The organism is Nonlabens sp. Ci31, from assembly GCF_012974865.1.
In the GTDB taxonomy this organism is placed as follows: domain Bacteria; phylum Bacteroidota; class Bacteroidia; order Flavobacteriales; family Flavobacteriaceae; genus Nonlabens.
This window is the reverse complement of the sequence record NZ_CP043633.1, coordinates 2,172,278-2,187,026: the sequence shown is the minus strand read 5'-3', so window position 1 is coordinate 2,187,026 and position 14,749 is coordinate 2,172,278. Positions and strand designations below refer to the sequence as shown.

The window sequence follows — 14,749 nt, the reverse complement described above, 5'->3', positions numbered from 1 at the left end:
ATTATACTGACTATTTCTATTTAAATTTTAATATAAATCCTTGAATCTAATACCTAAATTAAATGAAGTAAAATTATAACCGTCCCCAAAACTTAAAGAGGGTCCTGAAATGATTGAAATAGAATCTAAATCCAGTTCCAAATATGGTTTTATAAAAATAAGATTGCCTTCTTCTTGTGATTCCACAAAACTGTATCCAACATCTAAATTAGCTTTCAATAAATCAGATAAGTAATATCTAGCAGCAACTCCTACATCTGCATAAAAAACAGAATCTGAAAAACCATCAGGGTTTGAATCACTTGAACCGAATTGAATATCTCTTAAGGTACCTGCGGTAGCTAATCCAAATTGAAAATCGTCGCCTATTTCAAAAAAATAATAATTAAGTTCGATAGCTGCTGAATAATTCAAATCATCTCCAAATCCTTGACCGTAAGTTACACCATAAGAAAAACCTTGTCCAAAACTTAATATGGATGTTAAGAATATAATTGCTACAACTGCTTGCTTTCTCATAAGTTAAAATTTATTCAAAAAAAGTAATAATAGAGAAAATACCTACAATTTTAATTTTAATTTTAATTTTAATTTTAATTTTAATTTTAATTTTAATTTTAATTTTTAAATAAATACAAACACCTATATAGCAATCATATATCACAAAAAATATAGTTTCTATATTCTGCTATTGAACGATAGATTTATATTCAAATTATTTTGAGAAAGATGCTAAGGGATACTGCTATACAGCGGCATGACTAATTCAATAGCTATTAAAATTACGGGAGAACAACTTACTCCCTACCGCTAACTGAGAATGAGAATAAAAACGAGAACTAAAGACTACCTACTAAGATTACGAGCGCCGTTTGGGACCTGACTTTCTACTGCCTACTCTATAACTGATAATGAGAACTAAAAAATCAAAGACTGCCTACTGCGACTGAGACTGAGACTGATAAATTAAGGCCATTTACTGCGACCGCAACTGCCTACTTCCTTCTGCAAACTGATACTGAGACTGCGACTGCAACTGCCTCCTCCGTTCTGCCGACAGTGACTAAGACTGCAACTGAGACTGAGACTGAGACTAAGACTAAAAAGCTACTTCTTAGCCAGACGCGTTTTCAAAATACCATTAGAAATAATAACGACTATAATAACCAGCGCTCCTATATAAAATTCAGGAGTCATTTCTTCCGATTCGCCTAGAATTAGAAACGCAAGAAAAATACCGTATACTGGTTCTAGATTTATGGTCAACATGACCGTATAAGCACTTAAAAATTTCATCACTTTTACACTAGCAATAAAGGCATAAGCAGTACATACAGATGCGAGAATACCCAACCACAACCAGTCCATTTGAGTGAGCTCTGATGGCCGTACAAAATCCACAGGAAGAAATACAAAAAATAAGGACAGCAAGATCACACCACTTAATAACTCATAAAAAGAAATCAATGATGGCGGATGCTCCTTTGCCCATTTTACATTCAGAATTGAAAAAATCGCACTTAATAAAGCGCTAATCAGTCCTAAAATCATTCCGGTCACATATTCTGTTTCAAACTGAAAGATATAATATAGTGCTCCAATGATCACCACTCCAAAAACAAGTTCGTACCAAACAAACTTTTTGGAAGTAAACAAGGGCTCTAGTAAGGCGGTAAAAAAAGCTCCCATACTTACCATAGCAAGAGTTACAGAAACGTTCGATTCTTTAATTGCCCCAAAGAACGTCACCCAATGCAAGGCAATAACGATTCCTGCGATTAAGAATCCTATGATCCGCTTTCGCGAAAGCGAACCTTTACCAACAAATTGAAACGGAATTTTCTTCCATTTCATATAGATAAAGATGAGCACAACAGCGATGCTCATGCGCCACCAAACCAGCGGAATAGAATCTATACTGATTAGTGCACCTAGTACTGCGGTAAAACCCCAGATGAATACTATAAAATGTAGGTGCAGGTAATTAAGGAGTTTATCGTCTGGCATTTCTAATCAGGAAAAATGCCACTACAGCAAAGAATATATTGGGAAACCACACGGCAATCCATGGATTAAAAGTGCTTTTCTCAGCAATCGTACCAAAGACTTTATCTAAAAACACATAAGTCATCGCGATCACGATTCCTATAGCGAGATTCAACCCCATACCTCCACGCTTTTTAACAGAGGAAACAGCGACGGCAATAAGAGTGAAAATAAAAGCGCTCACAGGGATGGAAGTACGCTTGTACTTTTCCACGTAATAGATATTCATATCGGCATTACCGCGTTTTTCTTCTAACTCGATAAAGTCGTTTAATTCAGAAAATTGAAGGGTTTCTGCAATGTAATCTGATGGTGTAAGCTCATCAATATCAAAGGAAAACAGGGTGTCTTTTTTCTGTTCTCGTTCTATTTTTTCTCCGTCTTCAAGAATCGTTCTTTTTTTGTAACCACTTAATACATAAGTCGAATCTTCAAATTTGATGCGGTTGGCATAAATCTTATATTTCAACTCATTTCCTTCAAAATGTTCTAAGGTAAAATCAAAACCTATTTGGGAAGACGGCTGGTAATTGCTTACATAAATGTAGTCGTTATCGTTGATTTGTCTAAAAACATTAGTGGTCTTTTTATCACCACCACGGTTAAAGTATTTGTTTTGAAATTCGTTAAAACCTGAAGAAGCATTTGGTACAAACACCGCACTAAGAATCAATGCAATGACACAAACGATAGTAGCTCCTATGATATAAGGACGCAAAAACCGGTTAAAGGAAACCCCAGAACTTAAGAAGGCAATTACCTCCGTATTCATCGCCAGTTTTGACGTGAAAAACATCGTAGAGATAAACAAAAACAGTGGAAACAAGAAATTTGAGAAATAAATAGTAAAGTCTAGCAAATACAGGATTACTTCACCTATGGGCACATCATTGCCTATAATTTTACCTATTTTCTCGGCAATGTGTACTGTTACCATAATAGGTAAAAACAGCACTAACAGCAGCGCAAACGCCCCTAGGTATCTTTTTAATATGTATTTATCTAATATGCTTAGCACTAGAGTCTGTTATCCATTTGCTTGACCATTTTATCTTTCCATGTTCTAAAATCGCCCGCAATAATACGTCTGCGTGCTTCTCTCATTAACCACAAATAGAAAGAAAGATTGTGTATGGTACAAATTTGTCTTCCCAACATTTCATTTACAGTAAATAAATGACGCACATAAGCCTTGGTATAAGCCGTATCTACCCAAGCATAATCTGCTGCATCTAATGGAGTAAAATCTTCTGCCCATTTTTTGTTTTTCATGTTCATGGTACCATGAGCAGTGAAGATCATACCGTTACGACCGTTACGCGTAGGCATGACACAATCAAACATATCTACTCCCAGAGCTACATTTTCTAATAAGTTGATAGGAGTTCCTACGCCCATTAAGTAACGAGGTTTTTCTTTGGGAAGAATAGCCGTTACTACTTCAGTCATGGCATACATCTCTTCAGCTGGCTCCCCTACAGAAAGCCCGCCTATGGCATTACCAAACTGGTCTGTTGCTGCAATCGCCTCGGCACTTTGTTGCCTTAAATCTACATAAGTACTTCCTTGTACTATAGGAAAAAGCGTTTGTTTATGGCCGTATAGATCTGGTGTGTTATCAAAATGAGTGATACATCTTTTTAACCACCTGTGTGTCATGTGCATGCTACGCCTTGCATAATTATAATCACATGGATAAGGAGTACATTCATCAAAAGCCATGATGATATCACCACCTATAATGCGCTGTATATCCATCGCACGTTCTGGAGTAAAAGTATGATAGGAACCATCTATATGTGACTTGAACTTCACACCTTCTTCCTTAATCTTGCGATTAGAGCTTAAAGAATAAACTTGGTATCCACCAGAATCGGTTAAAATAGGTCGGTCCCAATTCATAAATTTATGGAGACCTCCTGCTTTTTCTAAAATATCAGTACCTGGTCGCAAGTACAAGTGGTAGGTATTTCCCAATATAATATCTGGATTCACCTCTTCTTCCAGCTCCCGCTGGTGAACTCCTTTTACGGTACCTATGGTGCCTACTGGCATAAAAATAGGGGTTTCTATTTTTCCGTGGTCTGTATGGATCACTCCAGCTCTCGCTTGACTCTGTGAATCGCTTTGTAGTAAATCAAATTTCATGAGCGGCAAAGATACTTTAAGTAACTTGAATTTGAACTCGAAATTGAATTTGAAACCTTCCACAAGTCGATTAAAGAAATTGAAAAATGAGATGGTGATAGGTATAATTGTTACCGCTTTCGTGTTGCATCAAGTGAAGTATGCACTTCTTTTTCAAAAAAAAGTAAGATTCCTAAATTTTAAATGTTTTCTTGAAAAGACAGTCGCCTAATTCATTTGTTTAAATTTTGATTTTCCAGTGCTGTATCGTTACAAAATCATGGAACAGTTACCGCATTGTTCTCTCGAAATAAGTCGTTCTACCGCTCTACCAAGGATTTTTTTTGATTTTGATTTTGATTTTGATTTTATTTCTATCCCGCTTTCGCGAAAACGAGATGCCCATCAGCCTTTAAAACAAGGTTATTTAATTGGTTGTTTTGAAAACAAGCTGTATTTGTTCACAAAACACATCATATCGTTAATAACTGGCTTTAAGAAAAACTCTTCTTAAGCCTCATTAAGCCTATTTTTGGCGGATCATTTAAAAACACTAAAATGGCTGATACACAGCACTTAAAAGATTTAGTAACGCAAGTACGTCGCGATATTGTTAGACAAGTACACGCCGTAAGTAGTGGACACCCTGGTGGATCGCTAGGTTGTGCTGAATTTCTAGTAACCTTATATAACGAGGTGATGGACCACAATCCTAACTTTGACATGGATGGAAAAAATGAAGATTTATTTTTTCTTTCTAACGGTCATATTTCCCCTGTTCTCTATAGCGTTTTAGCTCGAGCTGGTTATTTTCCAGTAGAAGAATTGAGCACGTTCAGAAAATTAAACTCCAGATTACAAGGACATCCTACTACCCATGAAGGGCTGCCAGGTGTGCGTATCGCGAGTGGTTCTTTGGGCCAAGGAATGAGTGTTGCTATAGGAGCCGCTGCTGTGAAGAAATTAAATGGAGATGGTAAAACAGTCTTCACTTTACACGGTGACGGAGAGCTTCAAGAAGGTCAAGTCTGGGAAGCAGCGATGTATGCAGCCGCAAACAAAGTAGATAACTTGATCTCTACTATTGATGTAAACGGTCAGCAAATAGACGGAAGCACCGAGCAGGTTCTTGCTCTAGGGGATTTAAGAAATAAGTTTGAGGCCTTCGGTTGGAATGTAATTACCGTTTCAAAAGGTAATGATATAGACGCTGTTCTAGCAGGGTTAAAAGAAGCGCTTTCCTCAACTGGCAAAGGGCAACCTATTTGTATTCTTTTACACACAGAAATGGGTAATGGAGTAGACTTTATGATGGGATCTCATGCATGGCACGGTATTGCTCCTAATGACGAGCAACTGGCTGAAGCATTGAGACAAAATCCAAAAACCTTAGGCGACTATTAACTTAAAGAGCATCTGCCCAGCAGATTTTAGATATGAAAATTTACGAAAATACAGGAAGTAAAGACACCAGATCCGGATTCGGTGATGGTCTTACAGAACTAGGACAAAACAATAAAGATGTAGTAGCGCTTTGTGCAGATCTTACTGGATCGCTCAAGATGAACGCTTTTGCAGATAACCACCCAGAACGTTTCTTTCAAGTAGGAATAGCAGAGGCAAACATGATGGGAATAGCTGCCGGTATGACTATAGGCGGTAAAATTCCATTTACGGGAACATTTGCTAACTTCTCTACAGGTCGTGTATACGATCAGATCAGACAGAGCATTGCTTATTCTGATAAAAATGTAAAAATTTGTGCATCTCACTCAGGATTAACACTTGGAGAAGACGGGGCAACTCATCAAATTCTTGAAGATATTGGATTGATGAAAATGCTTCCAGGAATGACAGTAATTAATACCTGTGATTACAATCAGACCAAAGCAGCAACACTTGCTATAGCTGATTACCATGGTCCTGTTTACTTAAGATTTGGACGTCCTAAAGTAGCTAACTTCACTCCAGAAAATGGCGAGTTTAAAATAGGAAAAGCAGTACTGCTTCAAGAAGGAACTGATGTAACTATTATTGCTACTGGACACTTGGTCTGGGAAGCACTAGAAGCTGCTAAAGCTCTAAATGAAAAAGGAATCAGTGCTGAAGTAATTAACATTCACACGATCAAACCTCTTGATGAAGAAGCTATTATCAAATCTGCTAGAAAAACAGGTTGCGTGGTAACTGCTGAAGAACATAACTTCTTAGGTGGATTAGGTGAAAGCGTTGCCAGAACTTTATCTCTTAACAGTCCTACACCACAAGAATTTGTAGCGACTAATGACACTTTTGGTGAAAGTGGAACACCTGCACAATTACTTGAAAAATACGGTCTGAATGCAGAAAACATCACACTAAAAGCTGAAAAAGTAATTAAAAGAAAATAGCCCCACACTATTTTATTACAAAGTCCTCATTTAAAAATGAGGACTTTTTTTGTGCTTATTTTAAAATCGATACGATACTTTAGGCAGTATGTTAAAGGAGTTTAAACGCCTGGTAACTGCCCGTTCCATTTTAAAAGGGGTGTACTGTACATCTAGAGAGATTTGAAACATCGAGTTGTCATTTAATGTATAATCGTAAGACAATCCTGGGGCTACTAGAACAGAATTAACACTGTCATAATCTAAGACTTCTGCTCCACTGCTTTCTACTGGATCTAAAAAAATGGAAGAAATTCCTACAGAGATTCCCAAACCTAATCTCCCTTTTGATTTTTTATAAACATACTTATTGAGTTTGAGATAGGCATTCACTACAGAAGTAGCTTCCACATCAAATTGATCAACACCGTCTGATAAAATGAAAAAATCTTTTTGTTCAGGCACTGCAAGCTGGATACCCAACTCAAAGGCTCTATTCCTCTTAGTGTCTGGGATCACTAAAGCCAGTTCAAATAAAGGGGAATTGTCTATAAATTTGGATAAGTTTCCTTTGGGCAGCCAGTAGCCTACACCTACTTTCAAATAGCAAATCTCTTGCTGATAAGAGTCCGTATTTACGGAATCTTGAAATACCTGATAATGATTTTGGTTTTGTGCACTTGTAAAGGCTAAAGAGCATATCAATACTGTTGTAATGATCATCGTTTTCATAACTAATAGATTTAATTATTCAAACTTATAGTGATAAACACATTTTGTTTTGTGTTAAACCATTAAACAGCAAATAATTTTTGCTAAAAACACAAAGACAAGCCGCAAAAAAAAATGGAGCCCAATTGGTATGAAGACTCCATTTTTCTATTCAAATTTTTGACCTCTATGAATCTGGATCTAAATAATCTGGAATACCATCTCCATCAGAATCAAGGGCATCTACTGGGTTACCGTTATTGTTAGGGTCAGCATTTTCTTGTGAGGTGGGAATCCCATCGCCGTCGTCATCGTCGTCTAAATAATCTGGTATCCCGTCATTATCGGTATCACGAGCGTCTCCAGGGTTGCTGTTGCCATTAGGATCTGGTTGTTCAAAACGGTTTTGAATACCGTCATTATCAAGATCTATATTCACCTCATTAGCATCTAAATACCCGGGAATACCATCGCCATCCAGATCTTCTGCATCACTAGGATCGCCATCTCCATTAGGATCTGGATTTTCAAATATCGTAGGTACGCCGTCACCATCGTCGTCAGCATCTATATAATTAAAACCTCCATTGATGCGATCATTATCTGTATTATCTCTATTCCCTGGAGACCTTAGGTCTTGATCACCGTCTAAATCTTCAAACTTTGAAAGGATACCATCATTATCGTGATCTGTAATCTTCACTTTTCTCAATTGATAAGTAAAAATCAAAGGGGAGTACTGTGGGATGGTACTTTGTATTCGATTAAAGTAGGCTAATCCTGAAGGCATAAAAACAGCTCCTACCCCAGAATCAGTATAAGAAAAAGTTCCATCACCATTAGGCGTAATACTAGCAGCTTCATTGAGCTCTGTAATTCCAGCTGTAAAACCATCAACAACATTAGGTAAATCAAACCAAACGGAATTAGCTGAACCATCAAAAACAGTGTTATCTAGCAATCTACCTTCATAAGAAACAAGAGTACTATCAGCAAAAGTAGGCTGTGCAGCTCCACCACCTTGACGCACATTTAAAGTGTAGTAGGTATAATCAATCCCGTCTCTATTCAGTACTTTAGTAGCCACTTGACTTGCAAGAGGTATTCTATTAGCATTGGCATCTGCAATAGTATCAAATGCTATTTTAAAATCAGCACCGGCAGGATTTGCGGCAAACTCTTCATAGTTATAAAAGTGAGTATTGAGATAATCTTGTAATTTGACAAGATCTTCTGTGTAGACTTCCCCTCGGTCTCTTATTGCAATACGGTTGTCATCGTCGTTCCCGCAGGAAATCAAAACAATTCCTGTAATAAGAAAAGAGAATAAATATTTAATTTTTTTCATCATCATTTTTTAAAGCAGTCAAAGATAGTATTTTCCACTATTTTTGCGGTGTTGTGATAACGTTTAATAACAAAGGATCTTATGCGAGTAGATAAATTTTTATGGAGTGTGCGCTACTACAAAACTAGAAGTAAAGCGACTGATGCCGCAAAAAAAGGTCGTGTACGTATAGATAATTCTATCGTTAAACCTTCCAGGGATGTATTTCCTGGTGACATCATTGAATTGCGCAAGGATCAGATCGATTATAAAGTGGAGGTTCTTGATTTACCAGACGGTCGTGTAGGTAACAAAATTGTTGATCTATACCGGATGGATCGAACTCCTAAGGAAAATTTTGACGCAAAAAAACTCATTGCGCTTAATCAAGACTATTACAGAGAAAGAGGAGAAGGAAGACCTACAAAAAAAGATCGTCGTGATTTAACTGGACTGCTTAATCAGGATGAAGAAGAATGAAACACGATCAGAATTACTGGCAAGAAAGATATGTAGAACATACTACAGGTTGGGATTTAGGACAGGCTTCTAAACCTCTTAAAAGTATCGTGGATAAAATTGAAGACAAAGAATTGCGTATTTTAATCCCTGGCGCAGGTAATGCTTATGAAGCAGAGTACTTGATTAAAAATGGCTTTAGTAATGTCACCGTTTTAGACATCGCATGGAAGCCCTTATTGCAATTAAAAGAAAGATTAAAGAATACAGAAGATATAGCTATTATTCAAGGTGATTTTTTAAAACATAAGGGTAATTATGATCTTATTTTAGAACAGACGTTTTTTTGCGCTTTAGAATCTCGCTTTCGCGAAAGCTACATCAACAAGTGCCATGAATTACTAAAAAAAAATGGATGTATAGAAGGGGTGCTATTTGACTTTGACTCCAAAACAAAAGAACCTCCCTATCCGGCAACTAAAAAAGAATATCTTAACCTTTTTCAAAAAAAGTTTGAGATCATAAATTTAGATAGGTGTCTAATTTCTGAAGAAGCTAGACAGGGAAAAGAACTTATTATAAAGATGAAAAAAAATGACTGAAAATCAAATTCTCGATCACAATCAAGTACAGCATAAAATACGAAGAATCGCATATCAAATTGCTGAAGTTTATTTAAAAGACGACCGTATCATACTCGCTGGTATAGCAAATGGAGGGTATACCTTTGCCAAAGAATTAAAAAAAGCCCTGTCTCACATCATTGCTACTGAAATCGTGCTGTGTAAAGTCATCGTTAATAAAACAAACCCATTAGAGCCTGTAAAAACAAATCTCAAACCAGAGGAATACACAAACTGTGGTGTGATCCTTTGTGATGACGTATTGAATAGTGGCACCACATTGATTTATGCCGTAAAGCACTTTTTAGACGTTCCTTTAGACCGATTAAAAACCGCTGTATTAGTCAACAGAAATCATAAAAAATATCCAGTTAAGGCAGATTTTAAAGGGACTTCTCTGTCAACCACTATGGAAGAGCACATAGAGGTGCAATTAGAACAGAAACCCTATAGTGTGGTTTTAAAATAAGAGTGCTACTATATTTCTAGCCAACTCCTCTGCAGTTTCATCACCAACCTTTAAAATCTGTTTTGCTTGACGGTAATAAGGGCGTCTTTCAAACAGATGCTTCCCAATAAATTCTAATAATTCTTGCTCTGAAGCGATGCCATTTAAAACAGGACGCTTCGATTTTTCAGATAATAACCGGTTCACTAACGCAGGAATAGAAACATCTAAATAAACAGTATGAACTTCATCTAGATTATTGAGATAATTCATAGATTCAAAATAACAAGGAGTTCCACCTCCTAAAGATAGGATCATGTTTTTTTCTGACCTCAAAACTTCTTCAAGAACTAATTTTTCTTTTTTTCTAAAATAAATAGCGCCATGCTCGTCAAAAATTTCAGACACACTTTTATTTTCCGATTTCTCAATTTCTGTATCTAAATCTACAAATGGAGTAGATATAATTTTTGCAAGTTCCTTTCCCACAGTGGTTTTCCCAGAACCCATATATCCTAATAAGACAATTTTAAACGACATTTGTATTCTCTTTTTTATGCTAAATATTATTTTATAAAATTAATCTAAAAAAAATTAGGTTGCAGTAAATCTTAAGCACTATATTTGCAGCCGCTAACGCAAAAGATCTGGTAGCTCAGTTGGCAGAGCATCTCCCTTTTAAGGAGAGGGTCCTGGGTTCGAGCCCCAGCCAGATCACTTTTATTTAACAAAAAGTCCTTATTCTTAAGGACTTTTTTATTTACCTGGGTGCTGAAATTGGTAGACAGGCACGGTTGAGGGCCGTGTGTACTTTGTACGTGTGGGTTCAAGTCCCATTCCAGGTACTTTTAAATCAGACTTTATGGTCTGATTTTTTTTATTCCAAGTCAAAAAACCACTTTAGTTAATAAAATATCAAACTCAAACCTTTCTGAATAATTTGTCTAACTTTACCGCATAATAAGTAAACAAATCTATTTTGATCAAAAGTAAGTTTAGTATCAGAGATCTTGAAAACCTTAGTGGTATCAAATCTCACACTATCAGGATTTGGGAAAAAAGGTACGACCTTTTGGAGCCGGATAGAACAGATACTAACATCAGATCTTACAACCTTTCTTCTTTACGTAAAATTTTGAATGTCAGTTACTTAAAAAATGCTGGGATAAAAATATCTACTATTGCCAGTTTAACTACAACGGAGATAGAAACACAAGTACGCAAACTAGCCATAAGAAATAATAAAAATGATCACGCTGTTCAAGAATTGAAACTTGCCATGGTCAATTTTGATCAATTTATGTTTCAAAGAGTTTATGATTCTGTTTTAAAAGAAGTTGGCTTTTCGGGTGTTTTTTACGATCTATTTATTCCGTTTTTAGAAGAGTTAGGATACTTATGGCAGTCAAAAACTATAAATATAGCACACGAACATTTTATCAGTCATTTGATCAAACAAAAAGTTTTAATAAATCTGGAAAAGGTTCAGTATCAAGAGACTACAAATAATGATAAGGTTTACGTTTTATTTCTCCCTGAAAATGAGATGCATGACCTTGGACTATTATTTTTAAATTACGAATTACTAAAGAAGGGTTGTAAAACAGTTTACTTAGGCGCAAGTATGGTTTTAGAAGCTCTTCCTTTCTTTAAAAAACAAGGCATCTCCCCGACCTATATCACCTATATCACCGTAAAACCAACAGAAAAGGAACTCCCTTCCTTTTTGAAAAAGTTTAACCGAAAGGTTGCTAAGAATGATGATACAGAATTATGGATTTTAGGGCATCTTGCACAAAAAATTAAACCTAAAGACCTTTCTAAAAATCAAACTGTTTTTAGAGAGATCTCAGAAGTAATAAGAAAAATACCTGAATTAGTTGAAGCATGAGTAAAGTAGCCGTAATAGGATCTGGATTTTCTTCATTAGCTGCTGCCTGCTATTTAGCGCAGTCGGGGCATGAAGTGAGTATTTATGAGAAAAATGACACCGTAGGTGGAAGAGCAAGAAGACTTGTGAAAGGTGGTTTCACCTTTGATATAGGTCCATCTTGGTATTGGATGCCTGATATCTTTGAAAGATTTTTTGCAGACTTTAATAAGAAACCATCTGATTATTATCAGTTGGATAAACTCAGTCCGGCATACTCGGTAGTTTTTGAGGATGAAAAAATTGAAATAGCAGATAATCTCGAAGATATCAAAGCTACTTTTGAAAAAGTAGAAAAAGGAAGTTCAAAACCTTTACAGCAATTCATGTCCAAAGCTGAGGAAAACTACGAGATAGCCATTAAAAACCTCGTGTATAGACCTGGTGAATCTCCATTAGAATTGATTACACCTCAGACAGCAAAAAAAGTGGGTGCTTTTATAGGTAATGTCTCTAAGGACGTTAGGAAAAAATTCACTAATCCTAAATTGATCAGTATTCTTGAGTTTCCAGTACTTTTTTTGGGCGCTACTCCTCAAAACACTCCAAGTTTTTATAATTTCATGAATTATGCAGATTTTGGTTTAGGAACATGGCATCCTAAAGGCGGAATGTATGAGGTGATCATCGCGATGAAGAAACTTGCTGAAGAGTTAGGAGTAGTTATCAAAACAAATAGTCCTATTGATAAGATTTTAGTAGATGATAAAGGTCGTGTGGAAGGAATTATGACAGGTGGTCAGAAACATCTTTATCCTATCGTATTATCTGGTGCAGACTACCATCATTCTGAAACTTTACTGCCTCAAAATTACAGACAGTATTCTGAAAGCTACTGGGAAAAGAAAACCTTTGCTCCTAGCTCCTTGATATTCTATGTAGGCTTTGATAAAAAATTAAAAAATATAGAGCATCACAATCTGTTTTTTGATACTGATTTTACAAAACATGCCAATGAAATTTATGAAGATCCGAAGTGGCCTGAAGAGCCCTTGTTCTATGCAAATTTCACCTCATTAACAGATGCATCGACAGCACCAGAAGGTTGTGAAAATGGATTTTTCTTGATTCCTTTAGCACCTGATTTAGAAGATACATTAGAACTACGAGAAAAATACTTTAATAAAATTATTAAAAGATTTGAATTGAGAACAGAGCAAAATGTCTCAGAACATATTATCTTTAAGGAGTCGTTTTGTGTAAATGATTTCATTTCAGAATACAATAGCTATAAAGGAAATGCTTATGGTATGGCAAATACTTTATTGCAAACCGCATTTCTTAGACCAAATTTAAGAAGTCGCAAAGTTAAAAATCTTTATTTTACAGGCCAGTTAACAGTTCCTGGACCAGGAGTACCCCCATCGCTCATCTCTGGAAAACTAGCTGCCGAACTTATTAATAAACACGATCAATAATGAAAAGCTTATTTGATAAAGTTTCTAGAGAATGTAGTAAGACTGTCACTCAGAATTACAGCACCTCTTTTTCTCTTGCGAGCCGAATGCTGGGACCGACAATAAGACAGGATATTCATAATATTTATGGCTTTGTAAGGTTTGCAGATGAGATCGTGGATACCTTTCATGATTACGATAAACGAAGCTTACTCGATAGATTTGAAAAAGATCTTATAAGTGCCATAGATGAAAAGATAAGCCTCAACCCTATCTTGAACTCTTTTCAAGAAACCGTAAACAAATATGATATCACTCCAGATATGTATGGAGCGTTTATGCATAGCATGCGCTTAGATCTTGATAAGTCTATTTATTTGACAGATGAAGAGTATAGAAATTATATTTATGGCAGTGCAGATGTTGTAGGTTTGATGTCCTTAAAGGTGTTTGTAAAAGGAAATATGGAACAGTATAACGATCTTAAAGATGACGCTATGCGCTTGGGAAGTGCTTTTCAAAAAGTGAATTTCTTACGCGATCTTAAAGCAGACCTCGATACGCTGGAAAGAAGCTACTTTCCCAACACAGATCTTCACGATCTAAGTGAAGAAGATAAAGCTCGATTAATTGAAGAAATAAAAGAAGATTTTGATGCAGGTTTGCGAGGTATTCAACGACTACCTATAGAAGCTAAATTAGGAGTTTATACCGCTTACACGTATTACCGAAGATTGCTTACTCGATTAGAACGCACCCCTTCTAAAGAAATAAGAAACACAAGAATACGGGTTCCTAATTATGAGAAAATTTTCCTTCTTTCAAAAGGATACGTAACTTACAGACTCAATTTGATCTAAAAATATGGACATAGTGTTGTGGATAGTAATATTTGTAGTGACATTTTCGGTAATGGAATTTAATGCCTGGTGGATGCACAAATACGTCATGCATGGCTTTCTGTGGGATCTCCATGAAGACCATCATCATAAAAAACACAACAGTTGGTTTGAAAAAAATGATTTGTTTTTTGTCTTTTACGCCGCAATTAGTGCAGGACTTAAGATAGCTCATAGTGAATTTGATTTATGGTGGGCATTACCAATGAGCGCGGGTATTTTAGCCTATGGTATCGCCTACTTTGTGGTGCACGATATCTTTATACACCAACGCTTTAAGTGGTTGCGCAAAGCAGATAATAAATATGCAAAAGGAGTACGACGTGCTCACAAAATGCACCATAAACACATAGGAAAAGCAGATAGCGAAAACTTCGGTATGCTGGTGGTTCCTTTCAAGTATTTTAAATAAA

General features: G+C 36.2%; 17 protein-coding genes and 2 tRNA genes. 12 read left to right on the top strand and 7 right to left on the bottom strand.

The annotated features are described in order from the left end of the window. Window positions 1-27 precede the first annotated feature (27 nt). The 4 genes from F0365_RS09610 to tgt all read right to left on the bottom strand — a co-directional run bounded on the left by F0365_RS09610 (window position 28) and on the right by tgt (window position 4,194). Window positions 28-519 carry a hypothetical protein gene (locus F0365_RS09610; protein WP_169933493.1) on the bottom strand — a complete coding sequence of 164 codons (492 nt, stop codon included), beginning with the start codon at window positions 517-519 and terminating at the stop codon, window positions 28-30. A 588-nt stretch (window positions 520-1,107) separates the two neighbouring features. Then, window positions 1,108-2,007 carry a DMT family transporter gene (locus tag F0365_RS09605; RefSeq protein ID WP_169933492.1) on the bottom strand — a complete coding sequence of 300 codons (900 nt, stop codon included), beginning with the start codon at window positions 2,005-2,007 and terminating at the stop codon, window positions 1,108-1,110. Next, window positions 1,994-3,064: an LptF/LptG family permease gene (locus F0365_RS09600; protein WP_169933491.1), complete on the bottom strand. Its 1,071-nt coding sequence runs from the start codon at window positions 3,062-3,064 to the stop codon at window positions 1,994-1,996. The genes F0365_RS09605 and F0365_RS09600 overlap by 14 nt, the downstream gene beginning before the upstream one ends. Then, window positions 3,064-4,194: a tRNA guanosine(34) transglycosylase Tgt gene (gene tgt / locus F0365_RS09595; protein WP_169933490.1), complete on the bottom strand. Its 1,131-nt coding sequence runs from the start codon at window positions 4,192-4,194 to the stop codon at window positions 3,064-3,066. The genes F0365_RS09600 and tgt overlap by 1 nt, the downstream gene beginning before the upstream one ends. A 259-nt stretch (window positions 4,195-4,453) precedes the next feature. Here tgt and F0365_RS09590 point away from each other — a divergent pair, with 259 nt between their 5' ends. From F0365_RS09590 to F0365_RS09580, 3 genes are read left to right on the top strand one after another with little or no spacing between them, the layout of a single operon-like run. Continuing rightward, window positions 4,454-4,687: a hypothetical protein gene (locus F0365_RS09590; protein ID WP_169933489.1), complete on the top strand. Its 234-nt coding sequence runs from the start codon at window positions 4,454-4,456 to the stop codon at window positions 4,685-4,687. 44 nt (window positions 4,688-4,731) lie between these two features. Further along, the gene (locus F0365_RS09585) at window positions 4,732-5,577 is read left to right on the top strand and encodes a transketolase (protein WP_169933488.1); all 846 of its coding nucleotides are present in this window, start codon (window positions 4,732-4,734) and stop codon (window positions 5,575-5,577) included. Window positions 5,578-5,609: 32 nt separating this feature from the next. Next, the gene (locus F0365_RS09580) at window positions 5,610-6,563 is read left to right on the top strand and encodes a transketolase family protein (protein WP_169933487.1); all 954 of its coding nucleotides are present in this window, start codon (window positions 5,610-5,612) and stop codon (window positions 6,561-6,563) included. 60 nt (window positions 6,564-6,623) lie between these two features. Here the strand turns inward: F0365_RS09580 and F0365_RS09575 are convergent, their stop codons facing one another. Further along, window positions 6,624-7,274 carry a hypothetical protein gene (locus F0365_RS09575; protein WP_169933486.1) on the bottom strand — a complete coding sequence of 217 codons (651 nt, stop codon included), beginning with the start codon at window positions 7,272-7,274 and terminating at the stop codon, window positions 6,624-6,626. Between the two features lie 166 nt (window positions 7,275-7,440). After that, window positions 7,441-8,601: an FKBP-type peptidyl-prolyl cis-trans isomerase gene (locus F0365_RS09570; RefSeq protein ID WP_169933485.1), complete on the bottom strand. Its 1,161-nt coding sequence runs from the start codon at window positions 8,599-8,601 to the stop codon at window positions 7,441-7,443. A gap of 81 nt (window positions 8,602-8,682) precedes the next feature. On the opposite strand from F0365_RS09570, the gene F0365_RS09565 reads away from it, so the two are divergent. From F0365_RS09565 to F0365_RS09555, 3 genes are read left to right on the top strand one after another with little or no spacing between them, the layout of a single operon-like run. Beyond that, window positions 8,683-9,060: an RNA-binding S4 domain-containing protein gene (locus F0365_RS09565; protein ID WP_169933484.1), complete on the top strand. Its 378-nt coding sequence runs from the start codon at window positions 8,683-8,685 to the stop codon at window positions 9,058-9,060. Next, window positions 9,057-9,641: a methyltransferase domain-containing protein gene (locus F0365_RS09560; protein WP_169933483.1), complete on the top strand. Its 585-nt coding sequence runs from the start codon at window positions 9,057-9,059 to the stop codon at window positions 9,639-9,641. The genes F0365_RS09565 and F0365_RS09560 overlap by 4 nt, the downstream gene beginning before the upstream one ends. Then, a complete protein-coding gene (locus F0365_RS09555) occupies window positions 9,634-10,131 on the top strand; it encodes a phosphoribosyltransferase family protein (protein ID WP_169933482.1) in 498 nt (165 codons plus the stop codon). Before F0365_RS09560 ends, F0365_RS09555 begins: the two co-directional genes overlap by 8 nt. On the opposite strand, the gene F0365_RS09550 is transcribed toward F0365_RS09555, so the two are convergent. Further along, window positions 10,123-10,650: a shikimate kinase gene (locus F0365_RS09550; protein WP_169933481.1), complete on the bottom strand. Its 528-nt coding sequence runs from the start codon at window positions 10,648-10,650 to the stop codon at window positions 10,123-10,125. The genes F0365_RS09555 and F0365_RS09550 overlap by 9 nt on opposite strands. Window positions 10,651-10,754: 104 nt before the next feature. Between F0365_RS09550 and F0365_RS09545 the strand changes: the two genes are divergently transcribed. The 6 genes from F0365_RS09545 to F0365_RS09520 all read left to right on the top strand — a co-directional run bounded on the left by F0365_RS09545 (window position 10,755) and on the right by F0365_RS09520 (window position 14,748). Then, window positions 10,755-10,827, top strand: a tRNA-Lys gene (locus F0365_RS09545). 45 nt (window positions 10,828-10,872) lie between these two features. Next, window positions 10,873-10,955 (top strand) — tRNA-Leu (locus F0365_RS09540). Between the two features lie 134 nt (window positions 10,956-11,089). Continuing rightward, window positions 11,090-12,001, top strand: coding sequence for a MerR family transcriptional regulator (locus tag F0365_RS09535; RefSeq protein WP_169933480.1), 912 nt, complete (start codon window positions 11,090-11,092; stop codon window positions 11,999-12,001). Next, window positions 11,998-13,458 carry a phytoene desaturase family protein gene (locus tag F0365_RS09530; RefSeq protein ID WP_169933479.1) on the top strand — a complete coding sequence of 487 codons (1,461 nt, stop codon included), beginning with the start codon at window positions 11,998-12,000 and terminating at the stop codon, window positions 13,456-13,458. Before F0365_RS09535 ends, F0365_RS09530 begins: the two co-directional genes overlap by 4 nt. Continuing rightward, window positions 13,458-14,297, top strand: coding sequence for a phytoene/squalene synthase family protein (locus F0365_RS09525; RefSeq protein ID WP_169933478.1), 840 nt, complete (start codon window positions 13,458-13,460; stop codon window positions 14,295-14,297). The genes F0365_RS09530 and F0365_RS09525 overlap by 1 nt, the downstream gene beginning before the upstream one ends. Window positions 14,298-14,301: 4 nt before the next feature. After that, window positions 14,302-14,748: a sterol desaturase family protein gene (locus tag F0365_RS09520; protein ID WP_169933477.1), complete on the top strand. Its 447-nt coding sequence runs from the start codon at window positions 14,302-14,304 to the stop codon at window positions 14,746-14,748. Window position 14,749: the final 1 nt, after the last annotated feature.

What these genes read in the sequence shown, in the direction of transcription:
- F0365_RS09610 (WP_169933493.1), bottom strand. Translation starts at nt 519, where the DNA reads ATGAGAAAGCAAGCAGTTGTAGCAATTATATTCTTAACATCCATATTA.
- F0365_RS09605 (WP_169933492.1), bottom strand. Translation starts at nt 2,007, where the DNA reads ATGCCAGACGATAAACTCCTTAATTACCTGCACCTACATTTTATAGTA.
- tgt (WP_169933490.1), bottom strand. Translation starts at nt 4,194, where the DNA reads ATGAAATTTGATTTACTACAAAGCGATTCACAGAGTCAAGCGAGAGCT.
- F0365_RS09590 (WP_169933489.1), top strand. Translation starts at nt 4,454, where the DNA reads ATGGAACAGTTACCGCATTGTTCTCTCGAAATAAGTCGTTCTACCGCT.
- F0365_RS09585 (WP_169933488.1), top strand. Translation starts at nt 4,732, where the DNA reads ATGGCTGATACACAGCACTTAAAAGATTTAGTAACGCAAGTACGTCGC.
- F0365_RS09580 (WP_169933487.1), top strand. Translation starts at nt 5,610, where the DNA reads ATGAAAATTTACGAAAATACAGGAAGTAAAGACACCAGATCCGGATTC.
- F0365_RS09575 (WP_169933486.1), bottom strand. Translation starts at nt 7,274, where the DNA reads ATGAAAACGATGATCATTACAACAGTATTGATATGCTCTTTAGCCTTT.
- F0365_RS09570 (WP_169933485.1), bottom strand. Translation starts at nt 8,601, where the DNA reads ATGAAAAAAATTAAATATTTATTCTCTTTTCTTATTACAGGAATTGTT.
- F0365_RS09565 (WP_169933484.1), top strand. Translation starts at nt 8,683, where the DNA reads ATGCGAGTAGATAAATTTTTATGGAGTGTGCGCTACTACAAAACTAGA.
- F0365_RS09560 (WP_169933483.1), top strand. Translation starts at nt 9,057, where the DNA reads ATGAAACACGATCAGAATTACTGGCAAGAAAGATATGTAGAACATACT.
- F0365_RS09555 (WP_169933482.1), top strand. Translation starts at nt 9,634, where the DNA reads ATGACTGAAAATCAAATTCTCGATCACAATCAAGTACAGCATAAAATA.
- F0365_RS09550 (WP_169933481.1), bottom strand. Translation starts at nt 10,650, where the DNA reads ATGTCGTTTAAAATTGTCTTATTAGGATATATGGGTTCTGGGAAAACC.
- F0365_RS09530 (WP_169933479.1), top strand. Translation starts at nt 11,998, where the DNA reads ATGAGTAAAGTAGCCGTAATAGGATCTGGATTTTCTTCATTAGCTGCT.
- F0365_RS09525 (WP_169933478.1), top strand. Translation starts at nt 13,458, where the DNA reads ATGAAAAGCTTATTTGATAAAGTTTCTAGAGAATGTAGTAAGACTGTC.
- F0365_RS09520 (WP_169933477.1), top strand. Translation starts at nt 14,302, where the DNA reads ATGGACATAGTGTTGTGGATAGTAATATTTGTAGTGACATTTTCGGTA.